This is a genomic window from Pseudomonas sp. SK2 (genome assembly GCF_016772395.1).
GTDB lineage: Bacteria > Pseudomonadota > Gammaproteobacteria > Pseudomonadales > Pseudomonadaceae > Aquipseudomonas > Aquipseudomonas taiwanensis.
On record NZ_CP061944.1, the window covers coordinates 1,066,297 to 1,084,738 of the forward strand.

The 18,442-nt window shown below is 63.4% G+C and carries 21 protein-coding genes; 13 read left to right on the plus strand and 8 right to left on the minus strand.

The annotated features are described in order from the left end of the window. Nucleotides 1-526 precede the first annotated feature (526 nt). Both IF103_RS04705 and IF103_RS04710 read right to left on the minus strand, forming a co-directional pair. Nucleotides 527-1,123: a superoxide dismutase gene (locus IF103_RS04705; protein WP_003255187.1), complete on the minus strand. Its 597-nt coding sequence runs from the start codon at nt 1,121-1,123 to the stop codon at nt 527-529. A gap of 219 nt (nt 1,124-1,342) precedes the next feature. After that, nucleotides 1,343-1,942, minus strand: a complete 600-nt coding sequence (locus tag IF103_RS04710; RefSeq protein WP_023378872.1) for a LysE/ArgO family amino acid transporter — start codon at nt 1,940-1,942, stop codon at nt 1,343-1,345. Between the two features lie 127 nt (nt 1,943-2,069). Here IF103_RS04710 and IF103_RS04715 point away from each other — a divergent pair, with 127 nt between their 5' ends. The 3 genes from IF103_RS04715 to IF103_RS04725 all read left to right on the plus strand — a co-directional run bounded on the left by IF103_RS04715 (nt 2,070) and on the right by IF103_RS04725 (nt 4,917). Then, a complete protein-coding gene (locus tag IF103_RS04715) occupies nt 2,070-2,960 on the plus strand; it encodes a LysR family transcriptional regulator ArgP (protein WP_023378873.1) in 891 nt (296 codons plus the stop codon). 49 nt (nt 2,961-3,009) lie between these two features. Next, nucleotides 3,010-4,005: an NAD-dependent epimerase/dehydratase family protein gene (locus tag IF103_RS04720; RefSeq protein ID WP_023378874.1), complete on the plus strand. Its 996-nt coding sequence runs from the start codon at nt 3,010-3,012 to the stop codon at nt 4,003-4,005. Between the two features lie 87 nt (nt 4,006-4,092). Continuing rightward, nucleotides 4,093-4,917: a hypothetical protein gene (locus IF103_RS04725; protein ID WP_023378875.1), complete on the plus strand. Its 825-nt coding sequence runs from the start codon at nt 4,093-4,095 to the stop codon at nt 4,915-4,917. Between the two features lie 48 nt (nt 4,918-4,965). Here the strand turns inward: IF103_RS04725 and IF103_RS04730 are convergent, their stop codons facing one another. Both IF103_RS04730 and IF103_RS04735 read right to left on the minus strand, forming a co-directional pair. Continuing rightward, entirely contained in the window at nt 4,966-6,015 is a 1,050-nt protein-coding gene (locus IF103_RS04730) for an alkene reductase (protein ID WP_027908094.1), read from the minus strand. Between the two features lie 13 nt (nt 6,016-6,028). Then, nucleotides 6,029-6,331, minus strand: a complete 303-nt coding sequence (locus tag IF103_RS04735; RefSeq protein ID WP_023378877.1) for an ArsR/SmtB family transcription factor — start codon at nt 6,329-6,331, stop codon at nt 6,029-6,031. 150 nt (nt 6,332-6,481) lie between these two features. Here IF103_RS04735 and IF103_RS04740 point away from each other — a divergent pair, with 150 nt between their 5' ends. After that, the gene (locus tag IF103_RS04740) at nt 6,482-7,057 is read left to right on the plus strand and encodes an acyl carrier protein phosphodiesterase (protein WP_202675903.1); all 576 of its coding nucleotides are present in this window, start codon (nt 6,482-6,484) and stop codon (nt 7,055-7,057) included. Nucleotides 7,058-7,080: 23 nt separating this feature from the next. Here IF103_RS04740 and IF103_RS04745 read toward each other — a convergent pair whose 3' ends face one another. Both IF103_RS04745 and olsB read right to left on the minus strand, forming a co-directional pair. Beyond that, a complete protein-coding gene (locus IF103_RS04745; protein WP_023378879.1) occupies nt 7,081-7,869 on the minus strand; it encodes a lysophospholipid acyltransferase family protein in 789 nt (262 codons plus the stop codon). Then, nucleotides 7,869-8,624 (minus strand): L-ornithine N(alpha)-acyltransferase, encoded by a 756-nt coding sequence (gene olsB, locus IF103_RS04750; RefSeq protein ID WP_104882128.1) that lies wholly within the window; start codon nt 8,622-8,624, stop codon nt 7,869-7,871. The genes IF103_RS04745 and olsB overlap by 1 nt, the downstream gene beginning before the upstream one ends. A 135-nt stretch (nt 8,625-8,759) precedes the next feature. On the opposite strand from olsB, the gene IF103_RS04755 reads away from it, so the two are divergent. The 6 genes from IF103_RS04755 to IF103_RS04780 all read left to right on the plus strand — a co-directional run bounded on the left by IF103_RS04755 (nt 8,760) and on the right by IF103_RS04780 (nt 13,576). Continuing rightward, complete coding sequence (locus IF103_RS04755) at nt 8,760-9,647, plus strand: acyl-CoA dehydrogenase middle domain-containing protein (RefSeq protein WP_202675904.1); 888 nt, start codon at nt 8,760-8,762, stop codon at nt 9,645-9,647. A 139-nt stretch (nt 9,648-9,786) separates the two neighbouring features. Beyond that, on the plus strand, nt 9,787-10,839 hold the full coding sequence (locus IF103_RS04760; protein WP_371919590.1) for a serine hydrolase domain-containing protein: 1,053 nt from the start codon (nt 9,787-9,789) through the stop codon (nt 10,837-10,839). Beyond that, nucleotides 10,836-11,132, plus strand: a complete 297-nt coding sequence (locus IF103_RS04765) for a hypothetical protein (RefSeq protein WP_023378883.1) — start codon at nt 10,836-10,838, stop codon at nt 11,130-11,132. The genes IF103_RS04760 and IF103_RS04765 overlap by 4 nt, the downstream gene beginning before the upstream one ends. A 44-nt stretch (nt 11,133-11,176) precedes the next feature. Then, on the plus strand, nt 11,177-11,758 hold the full coding sequence (locus IF103_RS04770) for a YceI family protein (protein ID WP_023378884.1): 582 nt from the start codon (nt 11,177-11,179) through the stop codon (nt 11,756-11,758). Between the two features lies 1 nt (nt 11,759). Then, nucleotides 11,760-12,917 carry a phospholipase D-like domain-containing protein gene (locus tag IF103_RS04775; RefSeq protein WP_023378885.1) on the plus strand — a complete coding sequence of 386 codons (1,158 nt, stop codon included), beginning with the start codon at nt 11,760-11,762 and terminating at the stop codon, nt 12,915-12,917. Between the two features lie 80 nt (nt 12,918-12,997). Next, nucleotides 12,998-13,576 carry a DJ-1/PfpI family protein gene (locus IF103_RS04780; protein ID WP_023378886.1) on the plus strand — a complete coding sequence of 193 codons (579 nt, stop codon included), beginning with the start codon at nt 12,998-13,000 and terminating at the stop codon, nt 13,574-13,576. Between the two features lie 78 nt (nt 13,577-13,654). Here IF103_RS04780 and IF103_RS04785 read toward each other — a convergent pair whose 3' ends face one another. Continuing rightward, a complete protein-coding gene (locus IF103_RS04785; RefSeq protein WP_023378887.1) occupies nt 13,655-14,053 on the minus strand; it encodes a nuclear transport factor 2 family protein in 399 nt (132 codons plus the stop codon). Nucleotides 14,054-14,168: 115 nt separating this feature from the next. Between IF103_RS04785 and IF103_RS04790 the strand changes: the two genes are divergently transcribed. Both IF103_RS04790 and IF103_RS04795 read left to right on the plus strand, forming a co-directional pair. Beyond that, nucleotides 14,169-14,759, plus strand: coding sequence for a GNAT family N-acetyltransferase (locus IF103_RS04790; protein WP_023378888.1), 591 nt, complete (start codon nt 14,169-14,171; stop codon nt 14,757-14,759). Continuing rightward, nucleotides 14,756-15,628, plus strand: coding sequence for a carbon-nitrogen hydrolase family protein (locus IF103_RS04795; RefSeq protein ID WP_202675905.1), 873 nt, complete (start codon nt 14,756-14,758; stop codon nt 15,626-15,628). Before IF103_RS04790 ends, IF103_RS04795 begins: the two co-directional genes overlap by 4 nt. A 72-nt stretch (nt 15,629-15,700) precedes the next feature. Here IF103_RS04795 and IF103_RS04800 read toward each other — a convergent pair whose 3' ends face one another. Continuing rightward, nucleotides 15,701-17,224, minus strand: coding sequence for a fumarate hydratase (locus IF103_RS04800; protein WP_023378890.1), 1,524 nt, complete (start codon nt 17,222-17,224; stop codon nt 15,701-15,703). 249 nt (nt 17,225-17,473) lie between these two features. On the opposite strand from IF103_RS04800, the gene IF103_RS04805 reads away from it, so the two are divergent. Further along, nucleotides 17,474-18,394 carry an iron-sulfur-binding ferredoxin reductase gene (locus IF103_RS04805; RefSeq protein ID WP_104882125.1) on the plus strand — a complete coding sequence of 307 codons (921 nt, stop codon included), beginning with the start codon at nt 17,474-17,476 and terminating at the stop codon, nt 18,392-18,394. Nucleotides 18,395-18,442: the final 48 nt, after the last annotated feature.

Sequence of the window (18,442 nt, forward strand, 5' to 3'; positions counted from 1 at the left end):
TGGGGTTTCCTTAATCCATGCGCATGGCATCATTTTGCCATCAACGTTGGCAATACACTATCGGCCGGTTGCCACGGGCAGTTCGCGAGTCGCGGCGGCTCATTGCGGGTTCCGTCCTGAGCAGTGTATCGGTTGCGCTGTCATGCGACTTGAGTGCGCTGCATCAACATTCCAGACGTTTGATGTTAGCGCGCTATGCGAGGGGAGCAAGAGGGGGAGGCATCTATTCGGACATGAGGGAAAATGCGGGCGGTTATGAGATCGAGCGCCGCCCGCGCGATGCGTCGCGTAAGCGGCGCTCGATCCTGCACCGGCCCCATATCGGCGAACAAAAAAGCATCGCGAGCAAGGCTCGCTCCTACCTTGATTGGCGTGAAACAACCGTAGGAGCGAGCCTTGCTCGCGATGCACCGCGCGGGCGGTGCTCGATCTGACATGCCCCGCACCACTCACGGCATGCATCGAAGTCAACGCTGAGCCCAATAAAAAACCCGGCGCTGGGCCGGGTTTTTCGGACAAGCCTGAATCAGGCCTTGAAGGTCTTGCCTTCGAACTGCTCGGCAACGAAGGCCCAGTTGACCAGGTTCCAGAACGCCTCGACGTACTTCGGACGCAGGTTGCGGTAGTCGATGTAGTAGGCGTGCTCCCAGACGTCGCAGGTCAGCAGCGGGGTGTCGCCGCTGGTCAGCGGGCAGCCAGCGCCGATGGTGCTGGCCAGGGCCAGGGAGCCGTCGGCCTTCTTCACCAGCCAGCCCCAACCGGAACCGAAGGTGCCGACGGAAGTCTTGGTGAACTCTTCCTTGAACTTGTCGAAGGAACCGAAGGCGGCGTTGATGGCGTCAGCCAGGGCGCCGGTCGGTTGGCCACCGCCGTTTGGCGACAGGCAGTTCCAGTAGAAGGTGTGGTTCCAGACTTGAGCGGCGTTGTTGAAGATGCCGCCCGAAGAGCTCTTGACGATCTCTTCCAGGGTCTTGCCTTCAAATTCGGTGCCTGGGACCAGGTTGTTCAGGTTCACGACATAGGTGTTGTGGTGCTTGTCGTGGTGATACTCCAGGGTTTCCTTGGAGATGTGCGGCTGCAGGGCATCATGGGCGTACGGCAGCGGCGGCAATTCAAAAGCCATGGTGGATCTCCTGATTCAGGTCTAGTTCGCGGTTTGCGCAAGGCCGATCACGGGCGGCCCGGTAGGCGTCAGCGAGTATGTACTCTTTGCGACGCGAGGGCAGGATCATAGCACCAGCCCCCGCGCATAACCACGCGACAAAGATAGGGAATAGAGGTTCCAGAGCGGTTGCCAGCACCGGCCTCATCACTGGCACGCCAGGTCCTGCAGGCGCTGGGCTCAGTTGAAGATCAACTGCGCCGCCACCGCGAACATCATCACCGCTACCATCAGGTCTAGCAGGCGCCAGGTTGTTGGGCGTGCCAGCCAGGGGGCCAGCCAGGCCGCGCCCAGGGCCAGGGTCGAGAACCACACCAGTGAAGCACTGGCCGCACCGGCCACGTAGGCGCCTGGCACAGTTTGCTGGGCACCGAGCGAACCGATCAGCAGTACGGTGTCAAGGTACACGTGTGGGTTGAGCAGCGTTACCGCCAAGGCACTGAGCAACACCGCTCGGCGCGAGCGCATACCCTGGCCTTCCTGATGTTGCAGGCTCTGCTTCGAGCAGGCGCTGCGCAGCGCCTTGGCGCCATACCAGAGCAGGAACAGCGCGCCACCCCAGCGGGCAATCGCCAGCAGCGTCGGATTGTGCGCCAGCACCGTGGCCAGGCCGAACACACCGGCGGCGACCAGGATCGCATCGCACACGATGCACAGCGCCGCCACCGGCAGGTGATGCTCCCGGCGCAGGCTCTGGGCCAGGACGAACGCATTCTGCGCGCCGATGGCCATGATCAGGCCGAAGGCCACCAACATACCGTTCAAATAGCTTTGCCACATGGCGGGAACACTCCACTGACACCCACGAAGCCGTGGGTGCTGATGACTGAAAGAAGTTGCTGGCCATTGTGGGGAACAGCGCTGTATAAGAAAAACAAATAACGCTGATCCGTCATTAGGGAAATTGATGTTCGACTACAAATTGCTCTCTGCGCTCGCCGCCGTGATTGAGCAAGGCGGCTTCGAACGGGCGGCACAGGCGCTGGGGTTGTCGCAATCGGCGATTTCGCAACGCATCAAGTTGCTTGAGGCGCGAGTCGGCCAACCGGTGCTGGTGCGGGCTGCACCACCGAGTCCGACCGAGGTCGGTCGGCAGTTGCTCAACCATGTGCAGCAGGTGCGTCTGCTTGAGCGCGACTTGCAGCGCCAGGTACCGGCGCTGGACGAGGAGGGCTTGCCCGAGCGCTTGCGCATCGCGCTTAACGCCGACAGCCTGGCGACCTGGTGGGCGCGCGCGGTGGGGGCGTTCTGTGCCGAGCAACAAGTGCTGACCGACCTGGTGGTGGAAGACCAGGAGGTTGGCCTCAAACGCATGCGCGCCGGTGAAGTGGCGGCCTGCCTGTGCGGCAGCGAACGACCGGTGGCCGGTGCGCGCAGCCTGGCGCTGGGGGCGATGCGCTACCGGGCGCTGGCCAGTCCGGCATTCATGGCGCGTTATTTCCCCAAGGGTTTCGATGCCAAGCGGCTGGCGCGCTCCCCGGCCATCGTTTACGGGCCGGACGATTTCCTCCAGCACCGCTACCTGGCATCACTCGGCATACAGGACGGCTTCCTGCACCACCTTTGCCCATCGTCTGAGGGTTTTCTGCGCATGACCGAAGCCGGCCTGGGCTGGGGACTGGTTCCCGAATTGCAGGCCCGCGAGCAACTGGCCAACGGTCAGTTGGTGGAAATCTGCGTAGATACTCCTATCGATGTCCCGTTGTACTGGCATCATTGGCGCAATGGCGGGCACCTGCTCGCGCAACTGACCGATCACTTGCGGCACAGCGCACGGCAATGGCTGGTGCCCTTGTAGTCGCGGCTGGCGTCAGTTGCATCTGAAATCTGGCAAGACGGGGTCTTACATGCGAATTCTGGTCACCGGCGCGAGTGGCTTCATCGGCGGACGCTTTGCGCGTTTCGCCCTGGAGCAAGGCCTGGACGTGCGGGTCAGCGGTCGGCGTGCCGAAGGTGTCGAGCATCTGGTCAAGCGCGGTGCGCAGTTCATCCCGGGCGACCTGGGCGATGCCGAGCTGGCGCGTCGTCTGTGCCAAGGGGTCGAGGCGGTGGTGCACTGCGCCGGAGCTGTGGGCAACTGGGGGCGTTACCAGGATTTCCACCAAGGCAATGTGGTGGTCACCGAGAACGTCGTAGAGGGCTGCCTGAAAGAGCATGTGCGGCGCCTGGTGCACTTGTCGTCGCCGTCGATCTACTTCAATGGCCGCTCGCGTCTGGACGTTCGTGAAGACCAGATACCCCGGCGTTTCCACGACCACTACGCGCAGACCAAGTACCTGGCCGAACAGAAGGTCTTCGGCGCCCAGGAGTTCGGCCTGGAAGTGTTGGCCCTGCGCCCACGGTTCGTCACGGGCGCAGGGGATGCCAGCATTTTCCCGCGCTTGATGAACATGCAGCGCAAGGGCCGGGTAGCCATCATTGGCAATGGCCTGAACAAGGTCGACTTCACCAGTGTGCACAACCTCAACGAGGCGCTGCTCAGTGCCCTGTTCGCCGAAGACCGTGCCCTTGGCCAGGCCTACAACATCAGTAACGGGCACCCGCTGCCGTTGTGGGACGTGGTCAACTATGTGATGCGCCAGATGCAGTTGCCGCAAGTCACCCGCTACCGCTCCTATGGGCTGGCCTACAGTCTCGCGGCCATCAACGAGGCGGCCTGCCTGCTCTGGCCCGGTCGACCGCAGCCAACGTTGTCACGCCTGGGGATGCAGGTGATGAGCCGCGATTTCACCCTGGATATCAGCCGCGCGCGGCACTACTTGGACTACCAGCCCAAGGTGAGCCTGTGGACGGCGCTGGATGAATTCTGTGCGTGGTGGAAGCACTTGCCGGCTGGCCAGTGAACCTGGCGTGCCGATGATGGTCATCAGTGCGCCGCGCGAGCGGTTTATAATCATGCCTCTTTGCTACTACTGCGGTTGAATGCACCCATGCGTAACGATTCCCACGACGACTTCGATGACGTGCCGACCCTGCGGGCCGGCACCCCTGATGATGACGAACTGCTGCCCGCGCACGTGGCGCGCAGCCGGCACAAGGCTGCTCGCCCGGCCAGCACCGGCCCGCTGTGGGCCTTGCTCGGGGCTTCGGTCATCGCGCTGGCAGGCCTCGGTTGGTGGAGCTTCCAGCAGATCACGCTGATGGAGCAGCAGCTGGTGGCTACCCAGGAAAGCTTCGCCCGCATCAGCGAGGAAGCCGCTGGGCGACTGCAGGCGATCAGCGGCAAAGTGGCGGCCACGGAGTCCACTGCCAACACCGGGAGCGAGGCTTTGAAGCTGCAGATTCGTCAGTTGCAGGCCAGTCTGGCCGAGCAGGGCAAGCAGCAACAGGGTGTGGCCGGGCAGGCGGGAGACTTGGGCAAGCGTCTGGAGCAAGTGCTGGCTGACACCCGCGAACAGCAGAAGGCGGTCACCGAGCTGCAAAGCCAGCTGCAGGCGCAGTTGAAGGCAGTGAACGCTGAACTGGCGGCACTGAAGTCGGGGCAGGTGGACGGTGGCAAGCTCGATGGCCAGCTGAAGAACCTGAGCGAAGAAGTGGCAGCGCTGAAAAAGCAGGGCAACCCCAACGCCGCGATCGAGAGCCTGGAGCAAGATGTGCTGGTATTGAAGAGCCAGGCGGACAACCGACCGGCAGCGGCCTCTGGTGGGGCTTCGGTCCAGGAGTTCGATGCGTTTCGTGGGCAGACCACTCGTAGCATCAATACCCTGCAAAGTCAGATCCAGAACCTGCAACAGCAGATCAACGCGCGGCCCTGAGAACCGTTGCACCCCTGATCGCCGGGTTGCCGGCGACCAGGGCTGCGATTACATCCGCGGATAGTCGATGTAGCCGACCGGCCCCTTGGCGTAGAAGGTTTCAGGGTGCGCCTGGTTCAGCGGCGCATCCGCAGCCAGGCGTGCAGGCAAGTCAGGGTTGGCGATGAATGGCACACCAAAGGCCACTGCATCCGCCCTGCCACTGGCCAGTGCCGCGTTCGCGCTGGTCTTGTCGAAACGTTCGTTGACGATGTAAGGGCCTGCGAACGCTTCCTTGATCAGCGGGCCGATGCTGTCATCGGCTTCCTTCTCGCGCGAGCAGATGAACGCAATGCCGCGCTTGCCCAGTTCACGGGCGACATAGGTGAACGTTTCGGCACGATTGTCGTCGCCCATGTCATGGGAGTCGGCACGTGGCGCCAGGTGAACGCCGACGCGGCCAGGGCCCCATACTTCGATTGCCGCATCGGTCACTTCCAGCAGCAGACGCGCACGGTTTTCCAGCGAGCCACCATAACGGTCGGTGCGCTGGTTGGTGCTGCTCTGCAAGAACTGGTCAAGCAGGTAGCCGTTGGCGCCGTGAATCTCGACGCCGTCGAAACCGGCGGCCTTGGCATTTTCCGCACCTACCCGGTAAGCCTCGACGATGTCGGCAATCTCTTCGGTCTCCAGGGCACGCGGGGTAGGGTAGTCGGCAAGGGGCCGCACCAGGCTCACGTGGCCCTTGGGCTTGATCGCGCTCGGTGCTACCGGCAATTCACCATTGAGGTAGCTGGGGTGCGAGATACGGCCAACGTGCCACAACTGCAGGAACATGCGACCGCCTGCGGCGTGCACTGCCTTGGTCACGTTGTTCCAGCCGCGTACCTGGTCGTCGGACCAGATGCCGGGGGTGTCGGGGTAGCCGACGCCCATGGGCGTCACTGAAGTCGCCTCGCTCAGGATCAGCCCGGCGCTAGCACGCTGCACGTAGTACTCGGCCATCAGTGCATTGGGCACGCGGCCTTCGTCGGCGCGGCAGCGGGTGAGAGGGGCCATGATGATGCGGTTGGGCAATTGCAGGTCGCCGAGGGTGATCGGATCGAAAAGGGTGGTCATGTCGTGGTCCTTGTCAGAGCTCTTGGCTCATCTGCGCGAGGAACGCCTTGATGGTGTCCTCGTTACGTTTGAAAAAATGCCACTGGCCGATCTTCTGGCTGCTGATGAGGCCGGCGCGTTGCAAGGTGGCCAGGTGGGCGGAGACCGTCGACTGCGACAGGCCGCAGCGTTGGTCGATCTGCCCGGCACAGACGCCGTGCTCGGTGCTGTGGTACTGGTCAGGGAATTGCGCTGCCGGGTCCTTCAGCCAGGTGAGGATTTCTCGCCGGACCGGATGGGCCAAGGCTTTGATGATTTCGTCGAGATCGAGAGGCATGGTTAGGCTCGTGGTGTAGCGGTATATCGCGATGAAGCGAAATGTAGATCGTTAGTTCGCGATATACAAATATGAAGTCGTTCTGAGCTGAGCACGAATCGCTATATCGCGTTATAACGATATGCCCGGGGACGGTGCTAGACTGCGTCCATGAACTATCTCGCGCATCTGCACTTGGGGGGGCCGGCGCCACAGCAACTGCTGGGCAGTCTCTACGGCGACTTCGTCAAAGGCGCCTTGGAAGGGCGCTTCCCGCCAGCCCTTGAGGCTGCCATTCGGCTGCACCGTCACATTGACAGCTACACCGACCGCCATCCCCTGGTGTTGGCCGCGTTGGCGCGTTTTCCCCAGGAGCGGCGGCGTTATGCCGGGATCATCCTGGACGTGTTCTTCGACCATTGCCTGGCACGTCATTGGGGCGACTACGCCGATCAACCACTGGCGGCGTTCACGCAGGACTTCTATCGCGTGCTGCTGGCCGAGCCCGAGCTGCCAGGGCGACTGGCGCATATCGCGCCGTTCATGGCTGCGGATGACTGGCTTGGGGCCTATGGCGATTTCGCGACCCTGGAGCAGGTATTCAGGGGTATTGGCCGGCGGTTGTCGCGCCCTGAGGGAATGGGCGGTGTCATGGACGAGCTGGAGCGGTTGTACGAGCCATTGCTGGCGGATTTTCGTGCGTTCTATCCGCAGTTGCAGGCATTCGCCGCAGCGGGGCGTGTTTGAACCAGGGATCCCCCGCGAAAGCTTCAGGCCGCCCGAGGCTGCCGACGGGTTACCACCTCGTCCTCCCTGACCCCGAACAGCGTCAGGTGGATCGCCTGCTGCGCCTGAAATGCCAGGGCCGCTCGCTCTTTTTCCACGCTGCAGATAGGCGCCAGCAAGTGGATGTGCACCTCGCCTGGCGGCTGACCAAACAATCGCATCAAATGCGATACGAGGTCGTCCTCGCCAATGAACGGTGCAAAGGGGTCGGTTTCGCCTTCACGCAGGTACTGGATGGCCACTGGTTGCACCGGTATGCCGCGATCGATGGCGCCCGCCAGCAAGCGGCCGTGGAAGGTGCGCAGTTGCCGGCCATCGGTGGTAGTGCCTTCCGGGAAGATCAGCAGCGGCTGCGCCTGGCCCAACCGCTCGCTGATCTGCTCGCGCAGGCGCTGGGCGTCGCCACCGCCACGGCGAATGAACAGCGTGCCGGCCTTCTCTGCCAGCCAGCCGGCCAGCGGCCAATGGCGCACTTCGGCTTTGGACAGGAACGACAACGGCATCAGCATGCCCAGCAGTGGAATATCGGTCCAGGACACGTGGTTGCTGACCCACAGCATCGGTTTTGGCGGCAGCTCGCCGAATACCCGGATCTCGAAGGGCAAGGCGGCGACCAGCCGTTTCATGAACAGGCAAGTCCAGCGCTGGCGGCGTTCGGAGGACGCCTTCAACCCCAGGCGTTCGCCGAGGGCGATGACGCTGGCCATCAGCACGCCTAGCAGCAATACCAGCATCAGTCGTGTCAGGCGGGCCAGTACCCGCACTTTCGGCATCAGACGGCCGCCTTGAAGTGGCGGGCGTACCGCGGGCAGAGGTCGTCCCGCTTGAGCAGGATGAACACGTCGGCAACCTGGAAGTCTTCGTCCCAGCATGGCTCGCCGCAGATTTTCGCCCCCAGGCGCATGTAGGCCTTGAGCAGGGGCGGCAGCTGGGCAATGACGTTGTTCGGCAGCGGCAGGCTCGGCAGGGGTTTCTTCGGTTCGGCACGCAGGTGTTCGGTGCACAGGTAGCGTTCGCGCAGGCGCTGCATGATGGCGTGGGCCTGGACGCCGCCGTCCTGCATCGGAATGCTGGCGCAGCCCATCAGGTAGCTGTAGCGGCCTTCGTTGAGCACTTCGGCCAGTTCGCCCCAGAGCACGGCGATGGTGCCGCCATTGCGGTAGGCGGGGTCGACGCAGGTGCGCCCCAATTCCAGGAGCGGCCCTTGCAATTGCAGCAGACCGTGCAGGCTGAATTCTTCTTCGCTGTAGAAACGACCCAGGCTACTGGCAGCCTGGTGATCGAGCAGGCGTGTGGTGGCTACCAGTTCGCCGGTGCTCAGGTCGCGCACGCCGATATGACGGCAGTGCACGTCGTAGTCGTCCATGTCCAGACCCTGTTCGGCACCTTTGAGCTTGGCCTTGAATTCTGCGCTGAACACTTTGTAGCGCAAGGCCTGGGCTTCCTGCAGGGCCGTGGCGCCGACCAGGCGTTCGGCTTGCAGACGGCGTTCAGTGCTATTGTCGCCAGAGCGAGCGATCCGAGTCATACGAGTCTCCATAAGCCAGCCATGAAGGGTTGCGGCCGGTCGGCTTTGTTGTGCAAAGTCAGCCTAGGTAGGTGCGGTGTCACCCCCGTGAATCTTTGGTGATGCTTGCGTGACAACCCCTCGGAGGAGCCTGTGATGCCCTGGTTGCAACGACTCAACGACCCCTATCGCCAGCCGCTGGCGGGCACCCTGGGCGAGGTATACACCGCACAGCTGGAGCGCCTGGGTGCGGCTGCTCCGTTCGAGCTGGCCGTGCTCGGGGGGCGTGCCATGGCCACGCCGGGCCTGGCATTTCTGATCGGTTACCAGGCGGCGCTGCGCGTGCTCTGGCCCAGCGCGCCTGCCAGCCTTGGCGCCTTGTGCGCGACCGAACGGCTTAGCGTGCGGCCGGCGGACATGCATACACGGCTGGACGGGCTGCGCCTGAGTGGTAGCAAGGACTTCGTCACCGCCGGGCTCGATGCCGAGTGGCTGCTGGTGGCTGCGCGCAGCGAAGCGCCAGGTGAGGCGCCGAGGTTGCAACTGGCGGTGGTGTATCCAGGCGAGCCGGGCGTGACGCTGGAAGCGTTACCAACCTTGCCGCTGATGCCGGAGGTCGGCCATGGCCGATTGGTATTGCAGCAGGCTGCCTGCGAGTTGTTGGCGGGGGATGGCTGGGATGCCTACGTCAAGCCGTTCCGTTCGCTGGAAGACCTTTATGTGCTCGCGGCGCTGACGGCATGGCTGTATGGCGTCGGTCAGGAATGCGCTTGGCCGCAGGAATTGCGCTTGCGGCTCCTGGGAGTGCTGGCGGGTTGCGCCGAGGGCAGTCGTCAATGTGCCGACAGCGTGGGTTGTCATCTGCTGCTGGGCGGACTGTTCGCCCAGTTCCAGGCATTGCGGGGGGATATCGACAAGGCCCTGAAAGCTGGGCCGGCGCATTGGGCGCAATTGTGGCAACGGGATCAGGGCGTCCTGGCGCTGGCAGCTGCGGCGCGGGATAAACGCCTGGCCAAAGCCTGGGAGACAGCGGGATTGTCATGAACGTCAGGCAGGCTTCGGAGATCTGACGAGCCTTGGGGCCGCTTTGCGGCCCTTTCGCGACGCAGGGCCGTAGCCCCCAGGACCGCACTGATCGTTGAATCCCATGACCCTCCTCAGGCAATTGCTGCTCGTGTCCGGTATGACGTTAGCCACAGCCTGGGCCGAGGAGTGGCCCGAGCCGGATTGGCGGCTCGAAAACACCCCTGTCGACTGGCACTCCGTCGACACTTACGCCTTCGCCGAACGCAGCCCCACCGAGCGCAGCGGCGTGCGCACCGATGCGCTGTTGATCATCCACGATGGGCGCATCATCCACGAGCGTTACGCAGCCCCCACCACGGCCAGCACGGCGCACCTGACCTGGTCGGTCAGCAAAAGCGTGCTGGCCACGCTGCTGGGGGTGGCCCACGGCGAAGGACGTTTTCAACTTCAGGACCCGGTGGCCCGCTTCTACCCGCCCATGCAGGCACACCCGGACGTGCGCCTGGCCGATCTGCTGCACTGGGCCAGCGGGCTGGACTGGCAGGAAGACTATGAATACGCGCCGTTGAAGTCTTCCGTGGTGGCCATGCTGTATACCCGTGGGCGTAACGACATGGCCGCCTATACCGCCTCGCGTGGCGCCAGCGAGCGGCCAGGCCAGCGCTTTTTCTACTCCAGCGGCGACAGCAATGTGCTGGCGGCAGCCCTGCACGGTATGGTCGAGCCGGAGACGTACGCCGACTATCCCTGGCAGGCGTTGTTCACTCCTCTGGGCATAGAAAGCGCAGTCTGGGAGCGTGATGGCGCAGGCACCTACGTCGGCTCTTCCTATCTGTACCTCAGCGCCCGGGACCTCGCGCGTATCGGCCTGCTGATGCTGCGCGAAGGCCGCTGGCGTGAGCGGCAACTGCTGCCTGCGCAGTGGGTCAGCTTCAACCGTACGCTGTTCGACGAGGCCCAGGCCGTACCCGGCGAAGCCAACCCAGGCGGCCATTGGTGGCTCAACCAGCCACTGCCCGGCCATGCCCCGCCGTGGCCGGATGTACCGCCACAGGCCTATGCCGCGCTTGGCCACTGGGGCCAGGCACTGTATGTGCTGCCGGCGCAGAAACTGGTGGTCGTCCGCTACGCCGATGACCGTGACGGCCGCTACAGCCACAACGAGTTGCTCAAGCGAGTGTTGGCGGCCGTGGTCAAGGAGGGGGGATGAAACCCGTGCTGTTGCTGGTGTTGGTGATACTGCTGGCCTGGGCGTGGCAGGAGCGTCAGGCGCTGGCGGATTTTCCCGCGATACTGTCAGCGTATTCTGCCAAGGAGTATTGCTCTTGCCGGTTCGTCATGGGCTTCGACCGGGCCTATTGCCGCGGTTACGTGAAGCAATACCTGCCGTTGAGCCTGCTACAAGAGGACCCCATGCAACGCCTGGTCACCGCCGAAGGCCTGGGCCAGCGCAACCAGGCGCTCTGGCAGGGCGAGCGCGAGGGCTGCCGCTTGCTGCCTTGAAAGCGGGCGGGTAAGGTTGGCGGTCAAGTTTCACGAGATCTGTCATGTTCAAGCTGCCCCGTCTTCTACCCGCATTGCTCCTGGCCATGTGCCTGCCCGCCCACGCCAACTGGCACCTCGATGGCGAGTCTTCGCGCCTCTCGTTCGTCACTGGCAAGAACGGCGACACGGCCGAGATCCATCGCTTTCTGGTCTTGCATGGCACAGTCGACCGCAAAGGTGCAGCGGCACTGCGTATCGAGATGGATTCGGTGAGCAGCGGTATTCCGTTGCGTGACGAGCGCATGCGTGAAGACTTGTTCGACGTCGACCAATTCGCCGAAGCGACGGTCAAAGCGCAGATCGACCTGCGGCCCATCAACGACCTGGCCAACGGAGCGCAAATTGAACTGCGCTTGCCGCTCACCGTTACCCTGCACGGTCGCTCCCACAGCTACAACGCCTTGCTGTTGGCCACTCGGCTGGATGAGCGGCGGTTTCAGGTAGTAACGCTCGAACCCCTGATTCTGCGCGCCGAGGACTATGGTCTGCTGCCTGGCCTGCAGCGTCTGCGCAAGTTCGCCAAGCTCAAGTCCATCAACCCTACGGTGCCGGTTAATGCGGTGCTGATCTTCAACGCCCGCTGACATGCCGGGGCCGGTATTCCCTTGGAGGGATGGCAATCAGTTCGAGCTGCTGATCGACGGCCCTGAGTTCTTTCCGCGCATGCTGCAGGCCATTGCGCGGGCCGAGTTCCAAGTCGATCTGGAGTTGTACCTGGTCGAAGCGGGCGCCTGTGCCGAGGCGGTGGTCGAAGCGCTGGAGCAGGCCGCCGGGCGCGGCGTGCGGGTACGCTGCCTGTTCGATGACTACGGCTCGCTCGCCTTTACGTCCGTTTTGCGCCAACGCTTGCTGGACGCCGGGGTGTACCTGCGCTGGTACAACCGCCTGCGCTGGCGTCGGGGGCTGCGAAACCTCTACCGCGATCACCGTAAGTTGCTGTTGGTGGACGAAAGCTGGGCAGCGGTCGGCGGTACGGGCGTCACCGACGAGTTCTGGACACCGGGCCACGAAACCAGCGAATGGCATGAGGTCATGGTGCAGATGAGCGGGGCTGTGGTGTCCGACTGGCAAATGCTTTTCGATCGCCAATGGCAGGCCAACAACCGGCGCACGGCCTGGCGTCCTGCCGAGGGCTTTGGCCTGCCGCGCCTGCCCAAGGTTCCGGTGCAAGGGCAAGGCATGGGCAGGGTGGCATACGCGGACGCCCGTCAGCATCAGGATATCCTGCACTCGCTGGTACGCGCGCTGAACAGCGGGCAGAAGCGCATATGGCTGGCGACGCCATACTTCCTGCCGACCTGGAGTGTGCGCCGGTCGTTGCGACGGGCGGCCGGCAAAGGGGTCGATGTCCGCCTTCTGCTGACCGGACCACGCACGGATCACCCCTCGGTGCGTTATGCCGGGCATCGGTATTACCCCCGTCTGCTGCGCGCCGGTGTACGGATCTATGAATACCAGCCTTGCTTCCTGCACCTGAAAATGGCGTTGGTGGATGACTGGGTCAGCATTGGCTCGTGCAACTTCGACCATTGGAACTTGCGCTTCAATCTCGAAGCCAACGTCGAAGCCCTGGATCCCTCGCTCACGGCCGCTGTGGCGGCAAGCTTCGAGCGTGATTTTGCCCTGAGCGAAGTCGTCGACCTCGACCATTGGAATGCCAGGCCACTCTGGCGGCGGGTGAAGCAGCGGGTGTGGGGTTGGCTCGATCGACTGGTGGTGAACTTCCTCGACCGCCGCGATTGAGACTGGCGGCGCATATCCAGAGGCGCATAACCCGTCTATCGTGCAGTGACTGTTCCCCTACAACGGAAGGAGTGGATGCGATGACGGCGAAGAAGATTCTCATGCTGGTGGGCGACTACGTCGAAGATTACGAAGCGATGGTGCCATTCCAGGCCCTGCGCATGGTCGGTCATACCGTGCATGCGGTGTGCCCGGAAAAGGTCGCCGGGCAGACCGTGCGCACGGCGATTCACGATTTCGAGGGCGAGCAGACCTACAGCGAAAAGCCTGGGCACAACTTTGCGCTGAACTACGACTTCGTGCAGGTCCGCGCTGAGCGCTATGACGCGCTGCTGATTCCAGGAGGGCGCGCACCGGAGTATCTGCGCCTGAATGAAAAGGTACTGGCGCTGGTCAAGGCATTCGATGACGCAGGTAAACCCATTGCAGCTGTGTGTCATGGCGCGCAGTTGCTGGCGGCGGCCGGGGTGCTCGAGGGGCGCGAGTGCAGTGCCTATCCGGCGTGCGCACCCGAGGTGCGACTGGCGGGTGGTAAATTCATCGATATTGCAGTGGACCAGGCGCATGTGGAAGGCAACCTGGTGACTGCGCCTGCCTGGCCGGCGCATCCGGCGTGGCTGGCGGCATTTCTGAAGGTACTGGGCACGCGTATCGCCTGACCGGGGCACGATCGCCAGCAAGCCGGCTCCTGCAGAATCGGTGGAGGAGCCGGCTTGCCGGTGATAGCGCGATTCGCTTCAGGCCACCTGCTCAACCCAGTCATTGAGGTTGTAGTAGTTGGTCACTCGGGCGATCTTGCCGCAATGAATATAGAAGAACGCCCCGGCCGGCAGCACATAGGTCTGTCCATTGGCCGGCGGCAAGCCCTCGTCATCGGCCAGATACGCCCCATGCACGGTGAACTCCGCTGCAGCCCGGCTGCCGTCGGCGTTCTGCATTACCACGATATCGGCCAGGCGCTCGCGGTAGCAACGGTTCATCTTGTCCATGAACGCGGCAAAGGCCGCCTTGCCCATCTGCCGCTCGCCCTGGTTGATGTCGTGGATCACATCTTCGCTGAGCAAGGCGAGAAAGGCCGGCATGTCGCCGGCATTGAAGGCGGCGTAGTAGGCGTTGACGAGTTCGGTAGCGGTCATGGCAATGTTCCTGTCGTGTACGGGAAAGGGATCGACGTTGGCCCGATGATAGGGTTTCCCCTCAAGCCCGGCTTAGCCGAGCACGTCATCCACATCGACAAAACGACCGCCAAGCATGGAAATCCGCCTGTTGCACGGCGCCGCCAGCGCGCCTTACATCGATGACCTCGCTCGCCTACGCCTTACAGTGTTCCGCGAGTTTCCCTACCTCTACGACGGCGACATGGAATACGAAGCCGATTACCTCGACACCTACGCGCGTTCCGGACGTAGCCTGGTCGTGCTGGCGCTCGATGACGGCAAGGTGGTCGGTGCCTCGACCGGCCTGCCGTTGGTCGATGTGGCCACGCAGTTCCAGCAGCCGTTCCTGGCCCAGGGGCGCGACCCTGCCAGCGTCTATTATTTTGGCGAGTCCGTGGTGCTTCCGGCTTATCGGGGGCGAGGCCTGGGTGTGCGATTCTTCATTGAACGTGAGTCCTACGCGCACAAACTGGCTGAGTTCGATCACTGTGCATTCTGTGCGGTCGAGCGCCCAGGCGCGCACCCGCGCAGGCCCGCCGACTACAAGCCCCTGCACGGCTTTTGGCGAAACCGCGGGTTCCTGCATGACCCCTCGCTGCGGACCACCTATGCCTGGCGCGACCTGGATGAGCAGGAGGAATCTGCCAAGCTGATGTCGTTCTGGGTCAAGGAACTGCCGATATGATTCGCCTGGCGGCTTGCCAGTACGCCATCGAGTTGCATGAAACCTGGGAAGCCTATGCCGGGCACTTACAGAGGCTGTGTGCGGCAGCGGTGGCCGAGGGCGCTCAATTGCTGCTGTTGCCGGAATACGCAGGGCTGGTACTGAGCGGGCAGTTACCGACGGAGCAGCGTGGCGACCTGAGAGCGTCCATCGCTGGCATCCAGCCCCTGGTGGAGCGTTGGCTGGCGTTGTGTGAAGGCATCGCTCGGCAATGGGGCGTTTACCTGCAGCCCGGCAGCTTGCCGGTGCTCGACAGTGATGGGCAGTACCGCAACCGCGCCTGGTTGTTCGGCCCGCAGGGGATGATGGGTTATCAGGACAAGCTGATGATGACCCGTTTCGAACGTGAGCAATGGAACATCGCAGCGGGGCAGGGGTTGCAGGTATTCGACACCCCTTGGGGGCGACTGGGCATTCTGATCTGTTATGACAATGAGTTTCCGATATTGGCCAGGCGTTTGGCGGAGCAAGTGGCCGACCTGATTCTGGCACCTAGCTGCACCGATACCGAAGCGGGTTTTCATCGGGTACGCATCGGCGCCCAGGCGCGAGCCCTGGAGAACCAGATCGCCGTTTTGCAAAGCCCTACGGTGGGCCTGGCGCCTTGGTCACCGGCCTTGGACGAAAACATTGGGCGGGCAGGGCTGTTCGTGCCACCCGATTTCGGGATGCCCAGCGATGGTGTGATTGCCCAGAGCGAGCAACTGAATCCGGCGAGCAGCCAGTGGTTGGTGTGCGAGGTGGACCTGGAGGCCGTGCGACGGGTGAGGCGAGAAGGGCAGGTGTTTACCCGTAGGGACTGGCCGGAGCAGTTCGAGAGGGTCGGCTAGGCTCGTACGGACCCATTGTCGGCAAGCCGGCACCTACAGGTTTTGTAGGGGCCGGCGCCGGTTACTACAGCCTTACTTCACTTCAACCGCCAGGCTTTCGGCGATTTTGCTCTGCCACAGGGCTGGGCCAGTGATGTGTACCGATTCGCCTTGGCTGTCCACGGCGACGGTCACTGGCATGTCCTTGACCTCGAACTCGTAGATCGCTTCCATGCCCAGCTCGGCGAAGGCCAGAACCTTCGACTTGCGAATCGCCTGGGCCACCAGGTAGGCGGCGCCGCCGACGGCCATCAGGTAGACGGCTTTGTTGTCCTTGATCGCTTCGATGGCAGCAGGGCCACGCTCGGATTTACCGATCATGCCCAACAGGCCGGTCTGCTCGAGGATCTGGCGGGTGAACTTGTCCATGCGGGTGGCGGTGGTCGGGCCGGCTGGGCCTACCACTTCGTCACCGACCGGGTCGACCGGGCCGACGTAGTAGATGAAGCGGCCTTTGAGGTCGACCGGCAGCTCTTCACCACGGTTGAGCATCTCGACCATGCGCTTGTGCGCAGCGTCGCGGCCGGTCAGCATCTTGCCGTTGAGCAGGATGGTCTCGCCCGGTTTCCAGCTGGCGACTTCTTCCGGCGTGATGTCGTCGAGGTTGACGCGACGGGCGCTCGGGCCGGCTTCCCAGACGATTTCCGGGTAGGCGTCCAGCGATGGCGCTTCCAGCTCGGCCGGGCCGGAGCCATCGAGCACGAAGTGCGCGTGACGGGTGGCGGCGCAGTTCGGGATCATGCACACCGGCAAGGAGGCGGCGTGGGTCGGGTAATCCATGATCTTGACGTCGAGCACGGTGGTCAGGCCGCCCAGGCCCTGGGCGCCGATGCCCAGTTGGTTGACCTTCTCGAACAGCTCCAGGCGGATCTCTTCGAGGCGGTTCTGTGGGCCGCGTGCTTTCAGTTCATGAATGTCGATGGACTCCATCAACACTTCCTTGGCCATGACCGCGGCTTTCTCGGCGGTGCCGCCGATGCCGATGCCGAGCATGCCAGGCGGGCACCAGCCTGCGCCCATGGTCGGGACGGTCTTCAGGACCCAGTCGACGATCGAGTCGGACGGGTTGAGCATGGCCATCTTCGACTTGTTCTCGGAGCCGCCGCCCTTGGCCGCGACATCGACTTCGACCTTGTCGCCAGGGACGATCGAGTAGTGGATGACAGCCGGGGTGTTGTCCTTGGTGTTCTTGCGGGCACCGGCCGGGTCGGCCAGGATCGAGGCGCGCAGGACGTTCTCAGGCAGGTTGTAGGCGCGACGCACACCTTCGTTGATCATGTCGTCGACGCTCATGGTGGCGCCGTCCCAGCGCACGTCCATGCCCACGCGGATGAACACGGTGACGATACCGGTGTCCTGGCAGATCGGGCGGTGGCCGGTGGCGCACATGCGCGAGTTGATCAGGATCTGGGCGATGGAGTCGCGCGCAGCAGGCGACTCTTCACGCAGGTAGGCCTCGTGCATCGCCTGGATGAAATCGACGGGGTGGTAGTACGAGATGAATTGCAGGGCGTCGGCGACGCTCTGAATCAGGTCGTCTTGCTTGATCACGGTCATGCAGCGCGCTCCTCTTAAAGACGGGAACATTCAAAAAGACGCTCGACGGTGCCGACCAGCGTGTCGAAGCGCCTTGCAAGGCGCCGGCTGGTCAGGCCGACGGAAAAAGGCGCGGCAGTATAGCGCGCCTGTGGCGATGAAACACCTGCGACTGGTCTGGACCATGGTCGGCAGCGCTTGGGCATCTTTTTTGCTGCCGTTGCGCCCTTGACTTACAGTGCAAGCGTGACTTTTGGAGAAACACGCACCATGCCCGAACTTTGCGTGGGCGAGCACCGCTGGGCGGTGCCGACCGGCAGTAACTTGCTCGATGCCCTCAACGAGGCAGGGTTCAACGTGCCTTTCAGTTGCCGGGCAGGCAGTTGCCATGCCTGCCTGGTGCATTGCCTGGATGGGCAGCCGGTGGATGCCTTGCCCGAGGCATTGGCGCTGGAAAAGCACGCCCAGGGTTGGCGCCTGGCCTGTCAGTGCCGCGTGGTCGAGGATTTGCGCGTGGCGGTATTCGATCCGCTGCACGATGGCATCGCCGCGCAGGTCTGCGCGGTGGACTGGTTTGGCGAAGTGCTGCGTCTTCGTCTGCGGCCGGAGCGGACGTTGCGTTACCAGGCCGGGCAGCATGTGGTGCTGTGGAACGGCTCGCTGGCGCGGCCTTACTCCGTGGCAAGCCTGCCCGGCGAAGATGACTTTCTTGAGTTTCATATCGACTGCCAACGGCCAGGCGCCTTTTGCGACAAGGCGCGCGTGCTGCAGGTCGGTGACGTGCTGCGCGTGGGGGAGATTCGAGGCGGAGCGTTGCATTACGACCCAGACTGGCAAGCGCGACCGCTCTGGTTGCTGGCAGCGGGTACGGGGCTGGCGCCATTGTGGGGCATCTTGCGCGAGGCGTTACGGCAGGGGCACCAAGGGGAAATCAGGGTGGTGCATGTCACGCGCGATGACCTTGGGCACTACTTGGCGGGTCCGTTGCGGGAAATGGAGGGTGTTCAGGCCGAGCTGGTGCTGGCGGAGCATATGGAGGAGGCGCTGGCAGGGTTGCGGCCGTCATCGCGGCAGACCGTCGCGCTGGTGTGCGGGGCGCCGGGGAGCGTCGAGCGGTTCGCGCGGCGGTTGTTCATAGCCGGCGTGCCGAGGAATCAGGTGTTTGCCGACGTGTTCGTCGAGCATGCATGAGGCAGTTGCGACTGATCGCCAGTCAAGCCGGCTCCTGCAATCCTGTAG

Coding starts and splice junctions, on each gene's coding strand:
- IF103_RS04705 (WP_003255187.1), bottom strand. CDS start 1,123: ATGGCTTTTGAATTGCCGCCGCTGCCGTACGCCCATGATGCCCTGCAG.
- IF103_RS04710 (WP_023378872.1), bottom strand. CDS start 1,942: ATGTGGCAAAGCTATTTGAACGGTATGTTGGTGGCCTTCGGCCTGATC.
- IF103_RS04715 (WP_023378873.1), top strand. CDS start 2,070: ATGTTCGACTACAAATTGCTCTCTGCGCTCGCCGCCGTGATTGAGCAA.
- IF103_RS04720 (WP_023378874.1), top strand. CDS start 3,010: ATGCGAATTCTGGTCACCGGCGCGAGTGGCTTCATCGGCGGACGCTTT.
- IF103_RS04725 (WP_023378875.1), top strand. CDS start 4,093: ATGCGTAACGATTCCCACGACGACTTCGATGACGTGCCGACCCTGCGG.
- IF103_RS04730 (WP_027908094.1), bottom strand. CDS start 6,015: ATGACCACCCTTTTCGATCCGATCACCCTCGGCGACCTGCAATTGCCC.
- IF103_RS04735 (WP_023378877.1), bottom strand. CDS start 6,331: ATGCCTCTCGATCTCGACGAAATCATCAAAGCCTTGGCCCATCCGGTC.
- IF103_RS04740 (WP_202675903.1), top strand. CDS start 6,482: ATGAACTATCTCGCGCATCTGCACTTGGGGGGGCCGGCGCCACAGCAA.
- IF103_RS04745 (WP_023378879.1), bottom strand. CDS start 7,869: ATGCCGAAAGTGCGGGTACTGGCCCGCCTGACACGACTGATGCTGGTA.
- olsB (WP_104882128.1), bottom strand. CDS start 8,624: ATGACTCGGATCGCTCGCTCTGGCGACAATAGCACTGAACGCCGTCTG.
- IF103_RS04755 (WP_202675904.1), top strand. CDS start 8,760: ATGCCCTGGTTGCAACGACTCAACGACCCCTATCGCCAGCCGCTGGCG.
- IF103_RS04760 (WP_371919590.1), top strand. CDS start 9,787: ATGACGTTAGCCACAGCCTGGGCCGAGGAGTGGCCCGAGCCGGATTGG.
- IF103_RS04765 (WP_023378883.1), top strand. CDS start 10,836: ATGAAACCCGTGCTGTTGCTGGTGTTGGTGATACTGCTGGCCTGGGCG.
- IF103_RS04770 (WP_023378884.1), top strand. CDS start 11,177: ATGTTCAAGCTGCCCCGTCTTCTACCCGCATTGCTCCTGGCCATGTGC.
- IF103_RS04775 (WP_023378885.1), top strand. CDS start 11,760: ATGCCGGGGCCGGTATTCCCTTGGAGGGATGGCAATCAGTTCGAGCTG.
- IF103_RS04780 (WP_023378886.1), top strand. CDS start 12,998: ATGACGGCGAAGAAGATTCTCATGCTGGTGGGCGACTACGTCGAAGAT.
- IF103_RS04785 (WP_023378887.1), bottom strand. CDS start 14,053: ATGACCGCTACCGAACTCGTCAACGCCTACTACGCCGCCTTCAATGCC.
- IF103_RS04790 (WP_023378888.1), top strand. CDS start 14,169: ATGGAAATCCGCCTGTTGCACGGCGCCGCCAGCGCGCCTTACATCGAT.
- IF103_RS04795 (WP_202675905.1), top strand. CDS start 14,756: ATGATTCGCCTGGCGGCTTGCCAGTACGCCATCGAGTTGCATGAAACC.
- IF103_RS04800 (WP_023378890.1), bottom strand. CDS start 17,224: ATGACCGTGATCAAGCAAGACGACCTGATTCAGAGCGTCGCCGACGCC.
- IF103_RS04805 (WP_104882125.1), top strand. CDS start 17,474: ATGCCCGAACTTTGCGTGGGCGAGCACCGCTGGGCGGTGCCGACCGGC.